Below are 22,665 nucleotides of genomic sequence, written 5' to 3'. Positions count from 1 at the left end.
CGTCGATGGCGAGGTCAGGCAACTTTGATCTTGAAGCTGCCGGCGTACTTCTTCGCGTCCTTGCCGTCCCACACCACGCCGTCGATCAGCTTGCTGCTGCGCATGTCCGACTTGGGCAGCGACACGCCCGCGGCGGCGGCCGCCTGCTTGTAGATATCGATGCGGTTGATCGACTTGGCCACAGCTGCGTAGTCCACCTCGCCCTTGAGCAAACCCCAGCGCTTGTGCTGCGTGAGGAACCACATGCCATCGGACAGGTAGGGGAAATTCACCGCGCCGTCGTTGAAAAACTTCATGTGGTTCTTGTCGTCCCAGCTCTTGCCCAGCCCGTTCTGGTAGCGGCCCAGCATGCGTTCGAGGATCACGTCCATGTCGGTGTTGACGTAGGACTTCTGTGCGATCGTCTCGGCCGTCTTGCGGCGATTGGCGAGCGAGGCATCGATCCAGCGGCCGGCTTCGAGGATCGCGGCGGTCATTGCGCGCGCGGTGTTCGGGTTCTTTTGCGCGAACTCCGCGGTGGTGCCCAACACCTTCTCGGGGTGGTCGGTCCAGATGTCCTGCGTGGTGACCGCGGTGAAGCCGATCTTGTCCATGATCGCGCGGTTGTTCCACGGCTCACCGACACAGAAACCGTCCATGTTGCCGACACGCATGTTGGCCACCATCTGCGGCGGCGGCACAGTGATGACCTTCACATCCTTCATCGGATCGATGCCGTTTGCGGCCAGCCAGTAGTACAGCCACATCGCGTGCGTACCGGTCGGGAAGGTCTGTGCGAAGGTGTATTCGCCCGGCTTCGCGGCAACCGCCTTCTGCAGCGCAGCGCCATCGGTCACGCCCATGTCGCGGAACTTGTTGCCCAGCGTGATCGCCTGACCGTTGTTGTTCAACGTGGCGAGCACCGCCATATCCTTCTTCGGGCCACCGATGCCCATATGCACGCCGTAGACCAGGCCGTACAACACATGCGCGGCGTCGAGCTCGCCATTCACGAGCTTGTCGCGGATCGAGGCCCAGGAAGCTTCCTTCGTGGCGATGATCTTGATGCCGTACTTCTCGTCGAACTTCTGCACCGCAGCCATCACGACCGATGCGCAGTCGGTCAGCGGAATGAAGCCGATGCGGACTTCCTTTTTCTCCGGGGCATCCGAGCCCGCGGCCCAGGCGCCGGAGAACGGCATCACGCTGGAGGCGGCCGCAGCACCACCGAGGGCGAGCGTTTGGCGCAGGAAGCCGCGACGGCTCAGTTCATTGTCCGAGGGGCGATCGATCATGGTTGTCTCTCCGCAGCAAGGGTCAGGATTTCCGCAAAACAAAAAGGCGCCCACCGTGCGTGCACAACACGCTCGGAGGACGCCCTTGTCCGTTGCCGCCCGGGCTGCCGTCATTGGCAGGCCTCGGACCGCTGCAGTCGCCGCCATTGGCGCCTGCCTTGCTCAGCCCTTTGCAACCGACGTGCCAGCGATTTCATGCGATTGTTTTTAAAGGATTTTCCACAGAAAAAACAGGGAAACCCGGGAATTCGTATGCGCCGCGATCGCGAGACTTCGGTTTTCGGCACTTGTGCGGTGCAAACCGCGATGAAGGCGCACCGGATCAATGCTGCACTGCGCCAGTGCGAACATGCACCTCACGACCATCCGCGCGCACCACACTGGGGCACCCCAGAAACGAAAACACCCGGCCTTTGCCGGGTGTCGGTTCTCGGTGCAGGAAGCGCTCGCGCGCAGGCCCTCTAGCCGATCAGCAGCTTGGCGGACTCGATCACGTCCTGCGCCACTTCGCCGATGCGCCGCCCGCGCTCCATCGCGAGCTTGCGCAGCGCATGGTAGGCGTCGTCCTCTGACAAACCACGCGCCTGCATCAGGATGCCCTTCGCCCGGTCAACCGCGATACGGTCCGATAGCTTGCGCTCGGCGTCGTCGCGCTCGCGGCGCAGGGCCTGGAATTCCTCGAAGCGCGCCACCGCCACTTTCATCAGCGACTCGACGCGCTCCGGCACCAAGCCATCCACCACATAGGCCGCAACACCCGCGCGCATCGCGCGGCGGATGATGGATTCGTCGTCGTCACCCGAGAACACGATCACCGGTCGCGGGTAATCGCGATCGAGCGTGGCAAGGTGTTCGAGTGTGTCGCGGCTGGGCGATTCGGTGCTGATCAATACCGCATCAGGCTGAATCTCCTGCACCCGCTTTGCCAGCTCGGCCGCGTCGGCCAGCACTGCCGCCACAAGGTGGCCGGCAGCAGCGACACCCTGGCATAGATCCAGTGCGCGCTCCTTGGACTCGTCGACGATCAGGACTCTCAGCATTGATTGGGCTCAGGGGGTTTGGCCGCAAAACAATGCAATCGGCGTGCCAGCCTGTCTGGTCAGGGAATCGTGAACGAGATCGTCGCGCCCTGCCCCGGCGCCCCTTCGGCAGCCACCTCGCCCATGTGCCGCTCGACAATCCGCTTGACGATCGCCAGCCCGATACCGGTGCCCTCGAATTCGCGCGACGCATGCAATCGCTGGAACACGCCGAACAGCTTGTCGGCGTAATTCATGTCGAAGCCGATGCCGTTGTCGGACACGTAGTAGTACACCTGCCCGCGCACCTGCGTGACGCCGATATCCACCCGGGGCTCATTGGTGTGCGACGAAAATTTCAACGCATTGCCGATCAGGTTCACCCATACCTGCCGCAGCAGCCGCGGGTCACCGTAGGCGGCGGGCAAGAGGCCGACCGAGATGCGGGTATCCGGGTACGGCACGCGCAGATCGGACACCACCTCGGCGACCAGGCGCCCCATGTCCACCTTCTGCCGCGTCAGCTCGGCACGGCCCACGCGTGAGAAATCGAGGAAGTCGTCGATCAACTCCCCCATCCGCACCGAAGCCTTCATCACGCGATCGAGCAGGCCGCGGCCCTCCTGCGTCAGCCGCTCGCCCTCGCTGTCGATCAGCAGAAAGGTGTAGCCGTGAATCGCACGCAAGGGCGCGCGCAAGTCGTGCGACACCGAATACGAGAAGGCTTCCATTTCCTTGTAGGCGCGCTGCAACTCGGCGGTACGTTCGATCACGCGCTGCTCCAGCGAATCGTTGAGCACGCTGATCTCAAGCTCGGCGCCGACCTGTTCGGTGATATCGCGAAGGATCAGCGTGAACAGCGTGGCATCACCCAGTTCGACGCGCGACAGCGCGAGTTCGAGCGGGAACTCCTCGCCATTACGACGCCGCCCGAGCAAGGGCCGCGCGCCGCCGCGCAACCGCCAACTGGCGCGCCGCCGCGCCTGCAGCAGGATCTTCTCGGCCGGCAGGCTGCGATAGCGCTCCGGCAGCAGCATCAGCACGTCTTCGCCGATCGTCTCCTCGGCGCGGTAGCCGAACATGTTCTCGGCCGCCTTGTTGTACATGACGATGCGGCGCGAGGCATCGGTGATCAGCACCGCGTCCATTGCGGAATCGATGATCGCTTCAAGCTGCAGCGATCGCTCGCGCAGCGCGCGCTCCGCCTGCCGCTGCGCGGTCAGTTCGCGGCCGATGATCGCGAAGCGCGGCAAGCGATCTTCCGACGCGGGCAACGCCACCACCGAGATCTCGACCTGCGCACTGTCGCGGTCCAGCGGCACGCTCAGGTCAAAGGCGCCGATGCTGTGCCGCGTCTGGCTCGCGATGTGCTCCAACGCTCGCCGCAGCGTCTCCCCGGCCGACAGCTCGCCGATCGGCACATCGCCGGTACGACCTTGTGCGCGGAACAGCCGGCGTGCGACCGGGTTGATCCGCTCGCACAGGAAGTCGCCGCTCGTGTCGCGACGCACCAGCAGCATCGGGTCGGGTGAAGCCTCGAACAGCGCCGACTCCTGCTCGCCGCGCAGGCGTGCGCGTCGCATCGAACGCGTGGCGCCCATCAGCATCAGCGTGGTACCGAAGGCGAAGCCCGCCAGCAACAGGAAGCCCCAGCCCTGGATGCGGCCGGGCGTACCCACCGCAGCCCGCACGCCCGCACCATCCAAGGCAACCACCACGAGCAGCGGATATTCGGCGAGCCGCCGCAGCGCGAACAGGTGCCGGTCGTCAGCGCTTGAGAACTCGGTTTCCCGGCCCAGCTCGATCGCCTTGCGCACACTGTCTGACAAACGCACGGGCAGATCCGGCCCGCTGGCGCCGCTGTGTGCGAGCACTTCACCACCGCGCCGCAAGAGAAAGGCTTCGCCACCGCCACGCAAGGTGTGGACACTCAGGATCTCGCGCAGCGCAGTCTTCGAAATCTCCGCAACGACACCCGCTGGCGCCGTCTCGTCGACCATCGCATCGCCACTCCACACGCGCACCGCATACAGGCGGTCGTCGGTGGCGGGCAGCAGGTCGAGCACATCCGGCGCGGCCTTGCCGGCGATCTCGGCAAGCAGGCTGGCGTCGCGCGGGCCGCCGCGGGCTGCATCCATCAAACGGAAGCGCTGGTCGAACACGACCAGCCCACCGAGCAGGTCCTTCAGGTCGCTCGCCAGATCGTCCTGCACTGCCTTGGGCCCGCGCACCCCGTTCGAAACACGCCGCGCGGCACGGTCGAGCACGAAGTCGGTGACGTCGAGCATGCGCAGCAGATCGCGCTGCACATCGGTCGCTGCGCGGCCGGTCAGAGCCAGCGCTTCGCGTTCGCGCGCCTCGCGCGCTTCCTGAAACGGTGCCATTGCGGCGAACAATGCGACAACCACGACGGCAAGGCCGCCGAGGCCGACGAGGGCCTCGACGCGCGTCGAGGTCCAGCGGTCGAGCCGGCGCGACAAGGGTTCGATCAGACCCGACATGGGAGCTTGGGGGGAGCCATGCCGCGATGATAGTGAAAAGCGCCGCGGGCCGCGCGGCGCGGCCCGCAGCAAGTGTGGCGGACGCGGCTCAGGCGTTGATCAACAGCAGGGACACATCGTCGTGTGGCGCCGCGTTGCCACAGTGCCGCGCCACCTCGCGCTCCAGCTGAGCCAGACGGTCGTCGGCCACACCGCCGCGCAGCGCGGCCTCGACGCCGGCATAACCGAACTGCGCCCCGCCGTCGCCGACGGCTTCGAGCAAACCGTCGGAGAAGATCAGCACCTGTTCGCCGGGTGTGACCGGGCTACTTGCGCAGGCGGCGGCTTCCGGCGTCAGCGTGTCGATACCCAAGGGCAGCGCGCTCGAGGCGTAGCGCTCAAGTACCTCGCCTGTCGGCCCCAGCCGCAGCACATCGGGCGTGCCGCCCACCCACACGTGAACACGCCCGGCAGCACTATCGACGCAAACCAGCGCAGCCGCGACGAAGCGGCCGATCGGCAGCGATTCCTGCAGTACGTTGTTGAGCGATGCCACCAGTTCGCCCGGCGTTGGCGACGTGGCGACCGCGCGGTAGAACTCCGCCACGGCCGGCAACACACTGACGGCGGCGCCGAGACCATGGCCGGTGGCGTCAGCGAGCAAGGCGAACAGACGCCCGTCCGGTGCCCGCTGGGCAAGCACGATGTCGCCCGAAAAGCGCTGCGCAGGCAACACACGGTGCGCGATGCCGGGTTCCTGCAGGCCACCGCGACGGATCTGCCGCTCCAGGATTTCGAGCGCGAGTTCGTTCTCGCGCTCAGCCTCATCGTGGTAGTGCTTGAGTTCGAGCGTGTACGCCGCAAGCTCGCGCTCGGCCCGCTTGCGCTCGGAGATGTTGCGCAGCACCGCGAGATACATCGTTCCATGCGCGGCGCTCATCGTGGAAAGTGCCAGTTCAAGCGGCACCACCTGGCCATCGACCCCCAGCGCGGCGACTTCGCGAGCCGGTTGCTGCTCGCCCGACTGGCATTGTTCGATCGCGCGAAGCAACTCGCGGTCACCTGGCGGCACGAAGAGCCCGAAGACCGGCGCGCCGATCATCGTCGCTTCGCTCTGACCGAGCATGGCACAGAGCGCGGGGTTGACGGTTCGCATCCGCCCGCCCGCGTCGAACACCACCAGACCATCGCTCATTGCGAGCGAAATCGCGCGCACCTCTTCGGCCGCGGCATCGCGCTGGCGCTGAAGACTGAGCGCCCGGTACACCGTGCGCATCTTCGCGGCAAAGATCTGATAGGACAGCGGCTTGACGAGGTAATCGTCCGCACCGGCGTCCAGACCGCCGACCACATCACCTTCCGAGCCGAGTGCCGAGAGCATCACGATCGGCACCGAGGCGCCGTCGCCCGCGCGCAGCCGCCGCGTGGCTTCCAGGCCATCCATGATCGGCATCATGACGTCCATCAGGATGATGTCCGGGCGCTCGCGCGCAAAGGTCTCCAGCGCTTGCTCGCCGTTCTCGGCAAGCAGCACTTCAAAGCCGAGCCGGCTCAGGTAGGCGCGGACCAGGGTACGGTTGGCAGCGGTGTCATCGGCAACCAGAACGCGACATGCCCCCGCGGGGATTTCGTTGCTGGCACTCATTCGCCCACCTCCATGCCGTCGCTGCACCAGGCATGCACTTCGTTGCCGCAGCCGTCGTAGCGCACCTCGTCAAACGCGATCTGCCGCGCCAGCACGATGCCGCGGCCGTTCGGCGCAAACGCCCGTGACGGGTCCAGTTCGATGAAACGCTGCCAGTCGAAACCCGGCCCATCGTCGCGCACATGAAAGTGCCAGCGGGCACCATCGCGCTGCACCGTGAGCCGCACCCGCTTGGCGAGGTTCTGCGGCGCGCTGAGCCGTTTTCGCACCTCGTCCGCCCAGGTACCGGATTCCTTCAGTGCGCCCTTGGCCTCGAAGTCGATTCCGAGGTTGCCATGCTCAACCCCGTTGACCAGCAGCTCGGCAAGGCCCATCGCCACCGCCTCGGGGCGTGAGCAGACCAGGGCTGCCGTGGTCGCCACCGCGGCCGCTTCCTCCAGTGTGCGTACCGAGAACTCCGCCCGGTCGATCATCTGCATCGCGACCACATGCTCGTGGATGCGATCCGCAAGTTCGGCGCGCCGCCGCTGGTCGTCCAGTGCGGTGCGGATCACCGCGCGCAACGAATCGCATTCGAAAGGCTTGGTCAGGTAGTAGTGGGCGCCGGCGGCCAGGCCTTCGCGCACCTGATCGGGCGTCGCTGCGGCGGTTTGCATGATCACCGGGATCGCCTTGAGGCGCTCGTGCTGCTTTACGCGCCGCAGGACCTCCATGCCGCTGATGCCCGGCATCATGCGGTCCAGCACCAGCACGTCGAAGCGCTGCGCCGGGTCCTCGAGATGCGCCAGGGCACTGGCACCGTCCTGCGCCGTCACCAGGTCGTAGTCGCAGTCTTCAAGGTAGTCGCAGATGATCTCCAGGTTGAAGGGCTCATCGTCGACGACCAGGATGCGCGAGCGGGACATGCTTACTCCTTCGGCAGATCCCTGACGGCGGGCAGGCGCACGACGAAGGTCGCGCCGCCATCAGGATTGTTGCGAGCGAAGATCACGCCGCCATGGGCGGCGACAATCTCTCTGGAAATTGCGAGACCCAGACCAGTGCCACCTGCGCCGGTGTGCGTCTTGCTGCTCTGGACGAACTTGTCGAACACGGTTTCGAGTTCGGATTCCGGAATACCGATGCCGTCGTCGCGCACGCTCAGTTCGACCGCATCAATTTCGACACCGCCCGGGCCATGCAGCATCGCCGGCTCAAGCGCCAGCCGGACCGAGCCGCCGTCGGGCGAGAACTTCACCGCGTTGGAAAGCAGGTTGCGCAGCACCTGGCCGAAGCGCACCGGGTCCGCCCAGGCGACAAGCGCGCCTGAGGCAAGACGGACGTCCACCTGCAGGTGCTTGGCGGCAAACCAGGCTTCGTACTCGGCGATCGTGTCGCGAACCAGCGCCTCGAGCTGCACGGCCGAGATCTCGATACGCATGTGGCCGGACTCCAGCTTGGCCAGATCGAGCAGATCGTTGAGCAGGTTGAGCAGGCGCTCACCGCTGGTTGCGATGCGCTGGAAGTATTCCCGCAGCCGATCTTCCGCCGCACGCCCGACCTTGGAGTCGCCCAGCCGCGCGAAGGACAGGATCGCATGCAGCGGCGTGCGAAGTTCGTGGCTCATGTTGGCCAGGAAGGCGCTCTTGGCCTCGTTCGCCGCTTCAGCGCTCTCCTTGGCGGCGACGAGGTCTGCGGTCTGCTCGCGCACCAGCTCGGCGAGGCGATCGCGGTGCTGGGCCAGCTCCGCCTCCGCCGCACGACGGGCGAGTTCGGTGGTACGCGCATTGATGATCTCGCCGAAGGTACGCAGCAGCGGTTCGAGCGCAGCGCAGTCCTCGGGACGATAGCCGCCGGGCCGGTTGGCAACGCCGACCACGCCGACCACATGTTTGCCGTATCGCACGGGCAGCCCGAGAAAGCTCGTCAGCGGCGGGTGCCCGGGCGGCAACCCGCCCGCGCGCGGATCGCGCGGCGGGTCATTCGCAATCACCGTGTCGCCACTGCGCAGCACGGCCCCGATCAGGGTATCGGGGTTGTGGAACTCCAGCAGGTCGTTTGCATGAGCGCGATAGAAGGCTTGCGCATCAAGGTTCTTTTCGCCATGCGCGACAGCGTGAATTCGCAGCACGCTGCCCGCCTCACGCTGAACCACCTCGCCGATGAATCCCATTTCGCTGTCGGCAAAATGCAATACGTCGGCGAGCAATCCGTCGAACGCGCGCCCCGCGTCGGGCGCGCGAATGAAGGACTCTTGCGCGGCGCTGATCGCGCTGAGCATGGCGGTGCTGCGTCGCAGCGCATCCTCAGCCGCCTTGCGCGCGGTGATGTCGGTATGGGTGCCGATCAAACGCAGGGCGCGCCCTTCGCCATCCCGCTCGATGATCTGGCCGCGATCGAGAATCCACTTCCAGCTGCCATCGCGGCAGCGCATCCGATGCTCGGATGAATACACCCGCGTCTCACCGCGCAGGTGTTGCTGGATCTGCGCCAGGGCGACCGGCAGATCATCCGGGTGAACGCGGGACTCCCATTCGAGCAGTTCGTCGCCGATCTCCTGTTCCGCGTAGCCCAGCATCGCCTTCCAGCGGGGGGAGAAATAGACACGATTGCGCGTGAGGTCCCAGTCCCACACGCCATCGCCCGCCCCCTCAAGCGCAAACTGCCAGCGGTGCTCGGACGCAGTCAGTGCCGCCGCTGCGGCCACGCGCTCGCTGATGTCCTCGACAATCGTCCAGGCAAGCTGGAATCCGCGCCGGGTATGCCCAAGGCCCGCGCCGGCGACGCGCACCGCAAGCTCGCGCGACTCACCGCGGAAGCGAGTCTCGAAGGGCGCCAGTCGGCCGCACGCGAGCAAGGCCGCCAGCCGCCCTCGGTGATCGCGCCGCAGTTCCGGCGGGCTCAGGCTATCGAGCGTACGTTCGCGCAACGCGGCTTCGCTGGTTTCAAGCATGTCGCAGAAGGCCGGGTTGGCCTGCAGGAAGCGGCCCGTCTCGTCGACCAGGGCCAGCCCGAACGGCGCATTGCGATAGAGGGCATCGAGCCGCTCGATCACCTCGCGTTGGCCTTCCTGCGCAGCCACCAGGTCGCTGACGTCGGTCACCACACCCGTGATCAACGGGTTGCCTTCCGGGTCGAGGCAGCGCGCCTTGTGTACCCGGGTCACGCGCAACGTGCCGGCAGGGGTATGGAAGCGCAGTTCGCGACCACGGATCTCGCCGCCGGCGAGTACCAGTTGATCGTCCTCGAACTGTGACGCCGCCAGCGCCGGATCGCTATAGACCTCGAACGGGGTCTTGCCAATCACCTCGGCCCCGTCCTGCTCGTACATGCGACAGAAGGCCGGGTTGACCATGATGAAGCGCGAGTTCGCATCCTTGACGAAGAAGGCATGCGGCATCGCGTTGATGAGGCCTTGCAGGTAATTGCGGAAGGCGACCTCACGCGCCTCGGCATGGGTTTCGTCCGTGATGTCCACATAGCTGGCCACCACCATGTCACGGCCGTCGGCGCCCTCGCACAGCGTGCGCGCCACGCGCAGATGCCGATGCCCGGCCGGCAGATCCAGCCACATGCGCGCTTCGACCGAGTCGCCCGGCCGGCGCAGCATGGCCTCCAGCGCCGCCATCTGCGATGCGATCTGAGGCGTTGCAACCTCCGTCGTGGTACGGCCGATGGTCAGGCTGCGGGCGAGCCCCAACGCCCGCTCGAACGCCTTGTTAACCAGCTGGATCTCGCCGTCGCGCGCCTTGACGGCAATCGGCACCGGCACCACATCGAGCACCCGCGACAGAAAGGCCTGTTGATCCGATAGGCGCTCGGCAAGACGGCGGTGCAGGCTTACGTCCGACAGCGCGCCAATCACGGAACCTTCGTTGCCACGCTCCGGTGCGCTGGCCTGACCGCGCACGCGGATCCAGCGGATGCCGCCGTCCTGCGCCTGTACACGGCATTCAACATCCAGCGCACCCCGCGCGGTGGCCGCCTCGCGCAAGGCGCGAACCAGCGCAGCACGATCCTCCCGCAGCACCCGCGCGATCAGCGCGGCCAGGCCGAAGCCTTCGCGCCGCGGCGCGAGCCCAAGCATTGCGCACGCTTGCGGCGACAACAGCCAGCGCCCGGAGGCCCGCTGGTACTCCCAGATGCCGTCTTCGCTTGCGGCCACGGCCCGCTCGAAACGGCGTTCGGTGTCGGCGAGATCGCGCCGCACCCGCGCCACCACGCGATCCGCGAGCCCCTTTCGCGCGGCGAGCGAGAACAGCACCGCGGCGAGCGCCAGGCTTGCAACCAGGCCAGGCACCAACAGACCCAGGCGCGCCAGGTAGCCCGGCGGCTCCGACAGTGCGGCCACCTCAAAGGCCCAGCGCTGCTCACCCAGCGTGAAGACCCCGACCTCGGTCGTGTCGGCCTCGCGCGGGTAGTGCGATGTCTCGGCAATCGGCCGGTCATGCCCGGCGCCGACAATCTCAACCGCCCGAACGGCAGCATCCTGCGTGAGGATCGCGCCGCGCGCGTTGAGCCAGCGCTGCGCATCGATGAACATCAGCAACACCGATCCGCGCGTCACCGGCACCGCCAGCACCGCCAGCGAGGCGCCCCCGGGGCGTGTGTCACCGCCTGTCGCAACCGCTGCATCGTTGGCCAGCAGGGCACGTGCGCTGGCGCCCTGCGCGAGTCGCAACAACCACGGGTCGGACGCCGAAAACGCGCCTGACGAAGGGTTGGTCAGGTAATCGAAGCGCAGGCGCATGTCGGCCGCTTCAGGGCTGGCCAGATCGACCAGCATCAGCGCAGCGATCGGCGGTTCGATGCGATCGACCTGCACATCCTTCTGGAGGCTGCGCCAATCATCGACGCTCAAGGCGGGCAGGAGTCGAATCGACGCCGCCATCGCACGCGCGATCGTCAGCGCGCTGCCGACGTCGGTGTCCATGCGGGAGATCACCTCCTGCGCTGTCGCATGGAAATTCCGTTCGAAGGCCTCCCGTTCGCCCTCAACCCGCTCACGCCACAGCCAGGCCGTCACAGCGAGCCCAGCGAGCAATGCGGCCATGGCAATCAGCACGGCCGGCAGCAGCGAACGCCGCGCGCCCGCCTCGATCAAACCACCGCCTTCGTTGCTCTGATGTGTGTTCACGCGGCCGCGATGCCAGGGCGCCGCCTAGCGGTGCGACGCGCCTCCTCCCTTGCGGGTCTACGGCAGGGGCCGGCAGTGCTTGAGCAGGCGTGGCTAGCCGGCGAGCCCGACAACGTGGGCGGCCATCGCGGCGATCACGGACTCGGCCTCGCCCAGCACGCCGGAGAGCACGATCGTCACCCCCGGGTGCCGCGCGCGGGCCGCGTCCAGCATGGCCGGCAGATCGCGCTTCACATGACCGCCGGCAGCCAGGAACACAGGCACTACCTCGATCCGCAAGGCCCCAGCCGCCACGGCGCTGTCGATCGCGGTGGCGAGGTCCGGCGACATGAATTCCAGGAAACAGGGCTGCACCGTCACATGCGGGCGCAGCGCGCGCACCGCAGTCGCCAGCTTTTCAAGCGGCCGAGCCCATTCGGGATCGCGGGCACCGTGGGCGAACAGCAGGATGGCGGTGCTCATGGCTTTGCTCCGGGTGAGGGGTTCATGGTTTGGCCGCAGTGAGCGCATTGAGCACTTCCGCCGCAGCGAAGAAGCCGAAACTCGCGGTCACGCACACGCTGGAGCCAAAGCCGGCGCAGTTCAGCCCCTGCGGCCCGGCCGCATCGGGCGCGCATGCGGCTTCAGGGTAACGCAGCGGTTCGGTTGAATACACCGCGCGGATGCCGAACTTCTTCTTCGGGTCGCGCGTAAAACCGTGCTGCTTGCGCAGGTTGCCGCGCACCTTGGCGAGCAACGGGTCCTGCACGGTGCGCGAGAGGTCATCCACCGCCACGCGGGTCGGATCGATCTGGCCGCCCGCGGCGCCGCAGATCACCAGCGGTAGCCGCTGCGCCACGCAATGGGCGGCCAGCGCGGTTTTCACGCGCACGCTGTCGATCGCGTCAATCACATGGTCGAAGCCGGTCACGAGCTGCGCGAGGTTGTCGGTGGTGACGAAATCATCCACGGTCGTCACGCGACAGGCCGGGTTGATCGCGCGGATGCGGCGCGCCATCGCCTCGACCTTCGCGAGCCCCCAATCCGGGTCCAGCGCGTGCAGTTGGCGGTTGGTGTTGGATTCGGCGATCACATCCAGGTCGATCAGCGTGATCGCGCCGACCGCGCTGCGCGCCAGCGCTTCCACCGCCCAGGTGCCCACACCGCCGACGCCGATCACGCACACATGGGCCGCGGCGAGGCGCGCACGGCCCTCGTCGCCATATAGGCGCGCGACACCGCCGAAGCGGCGGTCCAGATCCGGCGCTTCGGTCTGCGGCAATGGGGCATCGGTCTTCATTGCGCTCGCGTCTGCAGCCATACGAGCAACCCCTGCGCATTGAGATCGAGATCGCCTTCGAGCAACTGCAGCGCCGCTTCGCCCTGAACGCCCCATGCGGCCGAGGCAGCCTCGGCCAGCGCGATCGCTTCAAGCCGCTTCACCAGTACTGCATGGGCATCGGCAGCGGTTGGGTCGATGCCGTCGCAGGCCTGTACATGGGCATCGATCAACCGGTGCAGCGTCGCACCGAGCCGCGGCACATCGGCGCTGCGGCTGTAATGCGTGGGGTAGATGCAGGCGGGCTGCAAGGCGAGCAGGCGATCGATCGAGTCGTGCAGCGCGGCCGGGTCGAAATGCACAGGCGTGGTGGTGGCGAAGATATTGGCGCGACCGTCGGCACCATCCATCTCGCGATAGGTCAGGCCGAAGGTGTCACCGGTGAAGATGCCCTGGCTCGCGGGGTCGTGGTAGCAGACGTGGTGTTTCGCATGGCCCGGCGTGTCGAGTACGTGGAACACCCGCGAACCGAAACGCACCGAGTCGCCCTCGCCCACCTCGACGATGCGCGCCTCGGGCACCGCGACCAGTTCGCCATACAAGGCCTCGGCGTTGGCCTGGCCATAGACCGCAACGGTACCAGCCCAGAGCTTGGACGGATCCGCCATGTGGCGCGAGCCGCGCGCATGCACCGCCACCTTGGCCTTGGGCAGCACACGCGCCAGCGCACCAGCGCCACCCGCATGGTCCAGATGCACATGCGTGAGGCAGATCCAGTCGACCGACTCCGGCGCCAGGCCTCGCGCCGCCAGCGCATCGAGCACGCGCGGCACCGCATGGACGGTGCCGGTGTCGACAAGCGCGGCACGCCCGTCATCGGACACGACCAGGTGAATCGCATCGAGCATCGGCCGCACATAGCCCGAATCGATCGCGAACACCCCCCGCCCCTGCGCAGTCACGAAAGACATCCCCTACTCCCTCGCCAAAGCCGAATGTCGCAATTCTACCGGTCAGCCGTCGCAACGACTGTCGCCGACCGTGCGCCGCCGGGCTACCATGCAGCGCCTGCCCGACCGGGCCGGCCGCCGAAGCGCCGCGCACAGCGCCCGCCGGCACCACCGCTGCGCGTTCCCCGGCTACCCGCCGAGTGGTTCGCGCTGGCACACAGACCGAATCCAGGACCCGCGATGCCCGCACTCGACCAACTCGAACCCGCCGCCGTCTGGCGCCACTTCTCGACCCTGCTCAACACGCCGCGCCCCTCCAAACACGAAGGGCCCTTGCGCGATGCGATCCGCAGCTGGGCAGAGACACGCGCGTTGGCGACACACGTGGACGCCGCCGGCAACCTGATCATCCGAAAGCCGGCAACACACGGCATGGAAGACCGGCCCGGTGTCGTGCTGCAAGGGCACCTCGACATGGTGTGCCAGAAGAACCACGCCACCGAACACGACTTCCACCGCGACCCGATCCGCGCCGAACTGCAGGACGGCTGGCTGATCGCGCCGAACACCACGCTGGGCGCCGACAACGGCATCGGCGTAGCGCTCGCACTTGCCCTGCTCGAATCCAGCGATGTGCCTCACCCGCCGCTCGAAGTCCTGCTCACGGTGGACGAAGAGGCCGGCATGGGCGGTGCGCTGGGCCTGGAGCCCGGTCTGCTGCAAGGCAGTCTGATGATCAACATCGACACCGAGGAATGGGGCGAGTTCTACCTCGGCTGTGCCGGTGGCATCGACGTCAACGTGAGCTTCACCTACGCCTTCGAAGCGCTACCCGAAGGCTTCGCCTGCTATGAGATCGAAGTCGGCGGCCTGCGTGGCGGGCATTCCGGCGTCGATATCCATCTCGAGCGCGGCAACGCGATCAAGTTGTTGGTGCGCTTGCTACGCGGGCTGGAAGGCCGCTTCGGCAAGGACGTCCGGCTGGTCGAACTCGACGGCGGCAGCGCCCGCAATGCCCTCGCGCGCGAGGCCCGTGCGCGGATCGCCTTGCCGATCGCCCAAGCCGAGCGCGTTGCCAGCCGCGTGGAAGACTTCGATCTGCTGGTACGCGGCGAGCTCGCCGGCGTGGATGACGGCGTCAGCGTCCGTTTCGGCCCCGCGAACGGCCTCGCCCAACAAGCCATCGACGCCACCGACCAGCAACGCATCCTCGCCGCACTGCACGCCGCGCCGCATGGCGTGCGACGCATGAGCCAGCGCGTCGCCGGCGTCGTCGAAACCTCGAACAATCTCGGCGTGGTCAAGATCGCGGACGGCCAGGGCTTTGCAAACCTGATGGTGCGTTCGCTGCTGGATTCCGGCGTTCAGGCGCTCGCCGCCGAAATCGAGAGCCTCTTCGTACTCGCCGGCGCCGCGGTGCAGACCGAAGGTGGCTATCCGGGCTGGGCACCCAACCCCGATTCCGACCTGCTCAAACTATTCCAGAGGGTCTACCAGCACGAATTCACCACCGGCCCCGCGGCCGTCAAAGTGATTCACGCCGGGCTGGAGTGCGGCATCCTCAAATCCAAATACCCCGACCTCGACATCATCTCCTTCGGCCCCGATATCCGCGGCGCCCACGCACCGGGCGAACGGGTCAACATCGAGTCGGTGGCGAAGTGCTGGAAGCTGCTGACGGCGGTGGTGGCAAACATTCCGACTGCAGACGCCTAGGAGAAGACCTGCTAACCGATTTGACGGTTGCGCCGTTGTCAAAGCACCTGCAACGGCGCAACTGGTTTGGCGGACGGCAGGCGACGACTCATTCGGGAATATGCCAGAGAACTTCCGCTGTTGTTCCTGCGGAATGCTCATTGGTAAACTCGATGACCTCAACGTACGCTGACCGCGTAATAACGCGAGTCCGCATGCTCGGTCGGCGCCACTCGTAAACCCGACGCCCAAAATCCCAATCAGCTTCCGAGTCGAAGGGCCCCATGGCATAGATGATTGCGGACACTCGCATGCCCGCATAGAAGTTAACCCTGTCACGAAAGAACGTCTCGATCTGACGGTCGGACGGCCGCGCCCACGTCGCATTCTGAGCCGTGTAAGTGTCTCTATTCATTTTCTTCTGACTCACGAAGACGCTCGTGCAACACGAATGAACGGGTGTTCTGTGTTCTGCGGGAACAAGTCGGTAGCCGCTGCGATAGCGCCTGATTTTGAGACGAGACGCTCACATTGAAGCGATGCAATTGGATTGCCCCACTCACCGACCATATTGCTCGCTTCCACCCTCGCGGCGAAACTGAGCACCACAGCAACGCCGCCGAGGCTTGTCGCAGCCGCGCTATCGTCAACTTTGATTCAAATCCCGCTGCCAGATCGTCGCACCATAGTCACCTCCCAGTTCTGGCATGACTTCTCCCGCTCCGAACTGCCGGCGTGAATCGACCTTAGCGGCAGTAAACCACCAGCCCGCTTGCGGGCAGGGCTGGCCGGCGGGGCAGCGAAGCGGGCCAGTTTCGTCAGGCTCCGCGCCTTCACGAGGCGGGGGCAAAGGCACCATTCGCCCCGCCGGCTTCACCGGGTGCCAGACGCATTCGACGACCTCGAACTCCTGATAGCCGGTTTCCTCGTCTTCGCTGATCACCGGGTAGGCTGGCTGCATGATCTGGATGTGTTTGCGCGTAAAGGCCAGCGCCGCTTTACCCATGCCATCCGCCGGCACCCACACGCCGGTCCACGGAACAATGTCCCCCGTCTTGCACGAGACCGATTTGTCAGGCGCGTACTCGGGAATCTCCGCAGGACGAACCGGGTAGACCGAGTCCTCGCGAAACAGAATATCCGTGCCGCCATATCCATGATCCGCGGTGTAGCAGCGCCAATCTACGGCGCCTGAAACAATTTTGGTATCTTTGAAGTACTGGCTCATGGTGAGTGCGCGATTGAAGGCACTGCAGCAGCCATATGCCAAATCGAGTCTGTTCATCAAGACATCAACATCCGCGCCCATCCAGTTCATGTTGCCTTCCTGAAGGCCGCGCGGGATGTTCATCAGTCCCCCACCCCAGCCGATCATCTCGGCGTACTCGCCCTGCACCAGCAGCGCCCGCGCGTTGGCGTAGGTGCGCAACAACTCTTCCATGCGTTCCCCCCAGTACGGCACGGGCGCGTAGTCGGCGATGAAGGGGTGAGCCTTGGCCTGCGGAATCATGATGTCGACCGCGGCTTGCAGGTAATCGCGCGCGCGGTCCATGTACTCCGGCGAGGTGGTCGTGTACCAGAGGTGGGCCTCGCGGCTCAGGTTGCGTTCCATGGTCTTCATTCCTTCATCGGGTTGGGCAGACCGATCAGATCGTGCCGGTCTTCGAAGTCCTTGTAGCCCCACCCCACCAGCCGGCCTCTGTCAGCCCTGATCCAGATCCCACTGCCAGATCGTTGCGCCGTAGTCGCTGCCGAAATCGGGCATCACCTCGCCCGCCGCGAACTGCCGACGCGAGTCCTCTTCGGCCGGGGAACTCCACCAGCCCGCTTGCGGGCAGGGCTGACCGGCGGGGCAGCGCAGCGGGCCGTTGGTGCCCGCCTCATCCTCGTCATGCCTGAACGGCCCAGGGAAGGGAATCATTCGCCCGGTCGGTTTCACCGGGTGCCAGGTACATTCGACGATGTCGTACTCCTCGTCGCCGGTGTCTTCGTCTTCACGGATCAGGTGATAAGCGGGCTGCATGATCTGAATGTGTTTGCGAGCAAAGGCCAAAGCGGCTTTGCCCATGCCGTCCGCCGGCACCCAGACGCCAGTCCACGGAACAATGTCTCCGGTCTTGCAGGAGACGGTCTTGTCTGCGCTATATTCCGGGATCTCGGCCGGGCACTCGGCGAACAGATCTTCGTAGTAGAAGGTGATGTGGTCGCCGACGATGCCCATGTCTTCAGGAACGCAGACACGCCAGTCTTTCTGGCCCACCTTGTACGCGTCATCCTTGAACATCTGGCTCATCGTCAAAGCAAAGTTGAAGTCGCTGCAGACGCTATAGGCAGAGTTGAGCTCGTCCATAAAGACATCCACCCCTGAGCTCATCCAGTTCATGTTGCCTTCCTTAAGGCCGCGCGGGATGTTCATGAGCGCCCCCCCCCAGCCGATCATCTCGCCATACTCGCCCTGCACCAGCAGCGCCCGTGCATTGGCGTAGGTGCGCAGTAGATCCTCCATGCGCCCGCCCCAATAGGGCACGGGCGCGTAGTCGACGATGAAGGGGTGGGTTTTCGCCTGCGGAATCATGATGTTGACCGCGGCTTGCAGGTGATCGCGTGCGCGGTCCATATATTCCGGCGAGGTGATCGTGTACCAGAGGTGGGCCTCGCGGCTCAGGTTGCGTTCCATGGTCTTCATTCCTTCATCGGGTTGGGCAGGCCGATCAGGTCGTGCTGATCCTCGAAGTCCTTGTAGCCCCAACCGGTTTCAAACGGGCCTTCGATGCGTGGGTCATTGATCTTGGTCCGCACGCCGCTTTTCTTGGCCTGGCCTGCTGCGTCCTTGATGACGTTGCCTTCCACCATGTCGGGGAACTGCGCTTTGGTGAAGCCATCGGGCTGTGCGTTCTTGAGCTGGTTGGGCACTGACTTGTTCTGGACAGGATCCCACCGCGTGGGCTGCCAGACAACCTGCTGAAACCCGCCTTCGTAGTAGCCGGCTGCGATGCCCACTTTGTCATCCACGTACTGCATCGCGGTCGTGCCTTCCCACACCACGATTTCGCCGTCCCTCGCCTTGTCGTAGGTGTACTTCACGTAGCTGCCGTTCTGGTTCCATTCGGCCTTCACGGCCAGTTTGCCGCGCCAGACTTCGCGCGCCAGTTCCGGATTGGCGTTGATTTCCTTCCACACTGATTCAGTAATCCAGCACGTGCTCAAGCTGCCGCTGGTGGGGTCCACCACGCGGTAGAGCGTTTCACCGTCGCGCAGCGGGCGCGCCTTGATGCCGTTCGCGAAACTCTTGATCGCTTCGTCGTCGAGTTCCGGGGCGCCTTTCTTGATGCCGTCCTTGTACGACGCCAGCTTTCGTGTGTCCTTTGGCTTGAGCTGTTTGAACTTGACCGACTCCGCCGTCTTGATCCAAGGGGGATTGTGCCGCTTGATCAGTCGCTGCGCCCCCGCCTCCGAGAGCGGCGCAATCCAGCCCTTGTTCGCGTCCTGGGTGTGCGCCACCCAGTGCATTTCTTCCAGCCGTTCAGCCAGGCGCCGCATCATCGCGCGCATGGGCTCAACGAATTTGTCGACCATCGCATCGAACTTTTTCTGGATCGTCACGATGCCGTCGAACACGCTCTTGATCTTCTTGCCTGCACTGGCGGGAAGCAACGGCTCAAGGGTTTTGAGGATCGCCTTCACGTTGTCGGCCGACTTGTTGAACAAGGCTTTGAGCTTTGCCGTGTCAATCTTGCCGGCCACGGTCTTGATGGTGCCGCCAGCCCACTTTACGACATCAGGCACGCGACCAACTTTGGTGAGGTACTGCTGCACTTTCGGGTGCCGCAAGTACTGGATGATTTCGGGCAGCGCCGCGTCGAAGGCCTCGTCGAGGTACTTGACCATCTTGCTCGCGTTTGTAAGGTCGTCCGCGTGCTTGATAAGCGGGCGCAGCTTGACGAACACAATCTTGACGACACCCTTGGCAACGGAGCCCAACTCCGGAATGAAACCAACGAGTGTCAGCACCAACGAGAACCACGCCATGCCGCTCGCTGGCGTGCGCACGATGGTGATGATGTTGGCGATCAGGTCACGGATATCCATCACTGTGTCGACGCCAGGAACAAGACACACCGCGGTATCAAAGCCGACCTGCCCGATGGAACGATTAGGATTGAAGTCGCCCTGTATGGCCTCCCAAACCCAATTGGCTTTTTCTTTGGTGTCCTTGATCGTCGCGTCGGCCTCGTGTCGGTAGCGGCGGACGGCCTTGACGATGTCGTCGATTGAAAATGACATGCTGTTCCGTTCTGGATTGCTGTGAAGCGAGCGCGAAAGTCAGGCGCCGACGTACGACTTGATCGCCTTGGCGAGGTCCGCGAGTGTGAAGGCGGGCGGATCTTCCGCGCTGGGCGGGTTCTCGTACTCGACCCTGTGTTGCCCGCCTTTGGGGATGTTCTCCAGGTGCGCGTAGCCGTTGGCATCCAACACGCCGCGCCGCTGCGAACCGTCAGCGAAGGTCACGGTGTAGGGCACATTCTGGAGCGGCTCGGCTTCCCAGCCGCGAAGCTCCAGATCCAGCCAGTTCTGCATCGGACCCATAGCGCCTGCGGGCAAATCATTGAGCCGCGCTGCCGCACTCCCCCCACCCTCGAACGCATGGCTCGCGCCCTTCACCTCGAATTTGCCGGGGCATTTGAAGGTGATGTTGGCGCCGTTGAGTTCGATCTGGCTTTGGCCGGCGCTGAGCACGATTTTCTGCTGGGCGAGGATGTCGATGCCTTCGCCGCTGCTGGTGACGGTTACGGATTTGTCGGCGGCGAGTTCGAGGGTGTCGGTGTGGGCACGCAGCGATAGGGGGCCGGCTGCGGCGACGGCGGCCAGGTCCTCTGTGGCGGTGAAGAGGCTGACTTCGCGCGCGGCGGTGAGGCTTGCACTATGGCCTGCGGCGAGGTGGCTGTCGCCGTGGGCAGTGAGACTGGCGCTCTCGCCGCTCATCCAGGTGAGGCTGGCTGGCGTGGTCGCGATGAGGCTCGCGGCGCTGTCGAAGGCGATGATCGGCTGCCCGAGCTTGTGTGCGGATTCGGTCTCGGAGCGACTACCGGGAGCGTGGATCTTTTCGCTCTGGCCGCCCTGCGGGCCGCCATGACGCGCTTCGAACGTCTTGATCAGTTCGGGTAGCGGCTGTTTGTCTTGCGCGGCCTGCAGGGTGCCGGCGGTGTGGGTGCTGGCGTGTTGCGCGAGGGTCTCGTTGAGCTGTTTGGCGCCCTTCACGCGCGCGAGGGCCTCGGCGGCGTCGAGTTGGGTCGATGTGCCCTGCGGCCGCGCCTGCGTGGTGAAGAGCAGCCCCTCGCCAGCACGCACGGTGGTCCACGCGTCGGTGGCGAGTTCGAAGCCTTCGCCACGCCAGTTGCCGCGGGCGCCACTTGCGCCGCGCTGCGCGGTGATCCAGCCGAGCTCCAGCCGCGCGGCGGCGAGGTTCGTCGCGAGCCGTGCACGTTGCTGGCCGGGCGTATCGTCGATCAGCCATTGCGCGTGGCCGCCACCGTCTAGCGTGGGCTGATGGATGCCGCTGACCACGCCCGGCTGGCCACTGGCAGCATCCACGCCGCCATCGAACGGCGGGGTGTGGCTGCCGTTGAAGGTGCCGCCGATGACTTGCGGGCAATCGGGATCTTCATCGATGAAACCGACCAGCACTTCGCTGCCGATCGGCGGGGTGAACTGGCTACCCCAGTTGGGGCCAGCAGCCCATTCGGCAATGCGCACCCAGATGCCCGAGGATTCGTTGCCGGGCGCGCGTTCGGTTTCGTGCGAGAGGCCGCCCGGCGTCGGCGCGGCCCCGCGCTGCCACGGAAACTGGATCTTGACGCGGTGGTCGCGCGTGGTGCTGACGGTTTCGCCCTCGACACCGACGACGCGTGCGCTGTGACTGCCGGGTGCGCGCGGACGGGCGGGCATGTCCGGCACGATCGGTACGGCGGCCGGCAAGGCTGCGAAGCGGTTACGGTAGGTGCCGCGTTCAACGCCCACCGCTGTCAGCAATTCGCGTGCGTCGGAATCGAGGTTGTTGGCCGCTTCGTGTTCCACCCACAGCACCGTGAGTTTCGGGTCGCGTCCCGACAGGCCACCAAAGGCATCGTGATCGACCAGCGTGAAGCGTTGCGCCGGCGCAAACACCCGCACGGACGATTCCCCTGCCCAGGTCTTCACCGCGCGTTCGTGCGCCTGCATGCGCAAGCCGGCCATGCGTTCGGCAGCCGCAGAATCGGCGTAGCGGCGCTCGCCCTCGCCGAAATACTGTTCGAGGGCCGGCAACTCGCCAGCCGGCCAGGCGCTGGTTTGTTGTGCGGCGGTGGCGACCAGCGCAGTGTCGTCCCAGGCGGAAAGGGTGACCTGTGTGCTGCGCACTTCGCGCCAGGCGCCAAAGCTATGGATCGCGTCGGCGCTGTCGGTGGCGGAGAGGCGGGTGAAGCGCACGCTCGCCTGCGGGCAGGCGGGCCAATCAGCCGCGGCGTCGGCGATGACCAAGCGGTGTTCGTCACCACTCTCCGCATGTTCAAACCAGTACGACAGCCCTTCTTCCGCGAGCAGTCGCTGGACAAAATCGAAATCGGTTTCGCGGTACTGGGTGATCAGCGGGCGCGGCATGATGGCGCCGGCGTTTGCGACCCGCACATCGAAGCGGGCGATCGGGTAATCACCCAATACAGCCTGCACGACGTCCAGCGCACTTTGATCCTGAAAGATGCGGCTGGTGCGGCGGTGGCGCAGGAATGCGAGCCAGGGTTCGAGCACCAGGCGGTAGCGCGCCAGTCCACCGTCTGCGCCCAACTGCGCTGCGTGGGTGACATGAGCATGCCAGCGGCGCAGGCTGCCATCCGCTTGCCGCAAACTCAGCGTGACGCACTCGCCGATCAGCGGCTTCAGATCAAGGTGCGCGGAGGGGGACAGGCAATCCAGATCGAAACAGAACGTCTCCGACAGCGCTTCGCGACCTGCGAAGCGCTCCGGCAACAGCGTATCGGCAGCAAGCGGTGTCTTGAGTTCGAGCAGACGGGCGTGCTGCGACAGCGCGCGGTAGAAGGCGTCCAGCCCGGGCAGAGCGGCAATGAGCGTGTCGAGCGAGAGCATGCGGAGTCCTGCAGGCTTGCGGGGTGCGCAAAGTTAGCAGTTTTGCATACGCACTTGGCATTTTCACCGAACACACCAAGCCACCCGGGAAGCTTGTCACGCTGCCCGG

At 65.5% G+C, this 22,665-nt stretch carries 14 protein-coding genes; 1 reads left to right on the top strand and 13 read right to left on the bottom strand.

The features are described 5' to 3' along the window. Nucleotides 1-14: 14 nt before the first annotated feature. From HH302_RS01160 to HH302_RS01120, 9 genes are all read right to left on the bottom strand, one after another. Nucleotides 15-1,274, bottom strand: a complete 1,260-nt coding sequence (locus HH302_RS01160; RefSeq protein WP_206253843.1) for a CmpA/NrtA family ABC transporter substrate-binding protein — start codon at nucleotides 1,272-1,274, stop codon at nucleotides 15-17. Nucleotides 1,275-1,735: 461 nt separating this feature from the next. Beyond that, on the bottom strand, nucleotides 1,736-2,314 hold the full coding sequence (locus HH302_RS01155; protein WP_172196964.1) for an ANTAR domain-containing response regulator: 579 nt from the start codon (nucleotides 2,312-2,314) through the stop codon (nucleotides 1,736-1,738). 59 nt (nucleotides 2,315-2,373) lie between these two features. Next, nucleotides 2,374-4,794, bottom strand: coding sequence for an ATP-binding protein (locus tag HH302_RS01150; protein ID WP_172196962.1), 2,421 nt, complete (start codon nucleotides 4,792-4,794; stop codon nucleotides 2,374-2,376). Between the two features lie 88 nt (nucleotides 4,795-4,882). Then, on the bottom strand, nucleotides 4,883-6,418 hold the full coding sequence (locus HH302_RS01145) for a SpoIIE family protein phosphatase (RefSeq protein WP_172196960.1): 1,536 nt from the start codon (nucleotides 6,416-6,418) through the stop codon (nucleotides 4,883-4,885). After that, complete coding sequence (locus HH302_RS01140) at nucleotides 6,415-7,323, bottom strand: response regulator (RefSeq protein WP_172196958.1); 909 nt, start codon at nucleotides 7,321-7,323, stop codon at nucleotides 6,415-6,417. The genes HH302_RS01145 and HH302_RS01140 overlap by 4 nt, the downstream gene beginning before the upstream one ends. A gap of 2 nt (nucleotides 7,324-7,325) precedes the next feature. Then, nucleotides 7,326-11,534 (bottom strand): PAS domain S-box protein, encoded by a 4,209-nt coding sequence (locus tag HH302_RS01135; protein ID WP_172196956.1) that lies wholly within the window; start codon nucleotides 11,532-11,534, stop codon nucleotides 7,326-7,328. 93 nt (nucleotides 11,535-11,627) lie between these two features. Then, nucleotides 11,628-11,996, bottom strand: a complete 369-nt coding sequence (locus HH302_RS01130; protein WP_172196954.1) for a sirohydrochlorin chelatase — start codon at nucleotides 11,994-11,996, stop codon at nucleotides 11,628-11,630. Nucleotides 11,997-12,018: 22 nt separating this feature from the next. Then, nucleotides 12,019-12,813 carry a tRNA cyclic N6-threonylcarbamoyladenosine(37) synthase TcdA gene (gene tcdA, locus HH302_RS01125; RefSeq protein WP_206253848.1) on the bottom strand — a complete coding sequence of 265 codons (795 nt, stop codon included), beginning with the start codon at nucleotides 12,811-12,813 and terminating at the stop codon, nucleotides 12,019-12,021. Beyond that, on the bottom strand, nucleotides 12,810-13,763 hold the full coding sequence (locus HH302_RS01120; protein WP_172196950.1) for an MBL fold metallo-hydrolase: 954 nt from the start codon (nucleotides 13,761-13,763) through the stop codon (nucleotides 12,810-12,812). The genes tcdA and HH302_RS01120 overlap by 4 nt, the downstream gene beginning before the upstream one ends. A gap of 219 nt (nucleotides 13,764-13,982) precedes the next feature. Between HH302_RS01120 and HH302_RS01115 the strand changes: the two genes are divergently transcribed. Beyond that, nucleotides 13,983-15,458 (top strand): aminoacyl-histidine dipeptidase, encoded by a 1,476-nt coding sequence (locus HH302_RS01115; RefSeq protein WP_172196948.1) that lies wholly within the window; start codon nucleotides 13,983-13,985, stop codon nucleotides 15,456-15,458. 625 nt (nucleotides 15,459-16,083) lie between these two features. Here the strand turns inward: HH302_RS01115 and HH302_RS01110 are convergent. From HH302_RS01110 to HH302_RS01095, 4 genes are all read right to left on the bottom strand, one after another. Next, the gene (locus tag HH302_RS01110; protein WP_172196946.1) at nucleotides 16,084-17,049 is read right to left on the bottom strand and encodes a hypothetical protein; all 966 of its coding nucleotides are present in this window, start codon (nucleotides 17,047-17,049) and stop codon (nucleotides 16,084-16,086) included. Nucleotides 17,050-17,139: 90 nt separating this feature from the next. Continuing rightward, nucleotides 17,140-18,114 (bottom strand): hypothetical protein, encoded by a 975-nt coding sequence (locus HH302_RS01105; protein ID WP_172196944.1) that lies wholly within the window; start codon nucleotides 18,112-18,114, stop codon nucleotides 17,140-17,142. A gap of 5 nt (nucleotides 18,115-18,119) precedes the next feature. Next, nucleotides 18,120-19,721 (bottom strand): hypothetical protein, encoded by a 1,602-nt coding sequence (locus tag HH302_RS01100; protein ID WP_172196942.1) that lies wholly within the window; start codon nucleotides 19,719-19,721, stop codon nucleotides 18,120-18,122. Between the two features lie 39 nt (nucleotides 19,722-19,760). Next, entirely contained in the window at nucleotides 19,761-22,556 is a 2,796-nt protein-coding gene (locus tag HH302_RS01095) for a type VI secretion system Vgr family protein (RefSeq protein WP_172196940.1), read from the bottom strand. Nucleotides 22,557-22,665 lie beyond the last annotated feature (109 nt).

It is taken from the genome of Niveibacterium sp. COAC-50 (assembly GCF_013184235.1).
Taxonomy (GTDB): domain Bacteria; phylum Pseudomonadota; class Gammaproteobacteria; order Burkholderiales; family Rhodocyclaceae; genus Niveibacterium; species Niveibacterium microcysteis.
This window is presented reverse-complemented; position numbering and strand designations above follow the sequence as displayed.

Excerpts from the sequence above, each read along its gene's own strand:
- HH302_RS01160 (WP_206253843.1), bottom strand. The coding sequence starts at position 1,274 with ATGATCGATCGCCCCTCGGACAATGAACTGAGCCGTCGCGGCTTCCTG.
- HH302_RS01155 (WP_172196964.1), bottom strand. The coding sequence starts at position 2,314 with ATGCTGAGAGTCCTGATCGTCGACGAGTCCAAGGAGCGCGCACTGGAT.
- HH302_RS01150 (WP_172196962.1), bottom strand. The coding sequence starts at position 4,794 with ATGTCGGGTCTGATCGAACCCTTGTCGCGCCGGCTCGACCGCTGGACC.
- HH302_RS01145 (WP_172196960.1), bottom strand. The coding sequence starts at position 6,418 with ATGAGTGCCAGCAACGAAATCCCCGCGGGGGCATGTCGCGTTCTGGTT.
- HH302_RS01140 (WP_172196958.1), bottom strand. The coding sequence starts at position 7,323 with ATGTCCCGCTCGCGCATCCTGGTCGTCGACGATGAGCCCTTCAACCTG.
- HH302_RS01130 (WP_172196954.1), bottom strand. The coding sequence starts at position 11,996 with ATGAGCACCGCCATCCTGCTGTTCGCCCACGGTGCCCGCGATCCCGAA.
- tcdA (WP_206253848.1), bottom strand. The coding sequence starts at position 12,813 with ATGAAGACCGATGCCCCATTGCCGCAGACCGAAGCGCCGGATCTGGAC.
- HH302_RS01120 (WP_172196950.1), bottom strand. The coding sequence starts at position 13,763 with ATGTCTTTCGTGACTGCGCAGGGGCGGGGGGTGTTCGCGATCGATTCG.
- HH302_RS01115 (WP_172196948.1), top strand. The coding sequence starts at position 13,983 with ATGCCCGCACTCGACCAACTCGAACCCGCCGCCGTCTGGCGCCACTTC.
- HH302_RS01110 (WP_172196946.1), bottom strand. The coding sequence starts at position 17,049 with ATGGAACGCAACCTGAGCCGCGAGGCCCACCTCTGGTACACGACCACC.
- HH302_RS01105 (WP_172196944.1), bottom strand. The coding sequence starts at position 18,114 with ATGGAACGCAACCTGAGCCGCGAGGCCCACCTCTGGTACACGATCACC.
- HH302_RS01100 (WP_172196942.1), bottom strand. The coding sequence starts at position 19,721 with ATGTCATTTTCAATCGACGACATCGTCAAGGCCGTCCGCCGCTACCGA.
- HH302_RS01095 (WP_172196940.1), bottom strand. The coding sequence starts at position 22,556 with ATGCTCTCGCTCGACACGCTCATTGCCGCTCTGCCCGGGCTGGACGCC.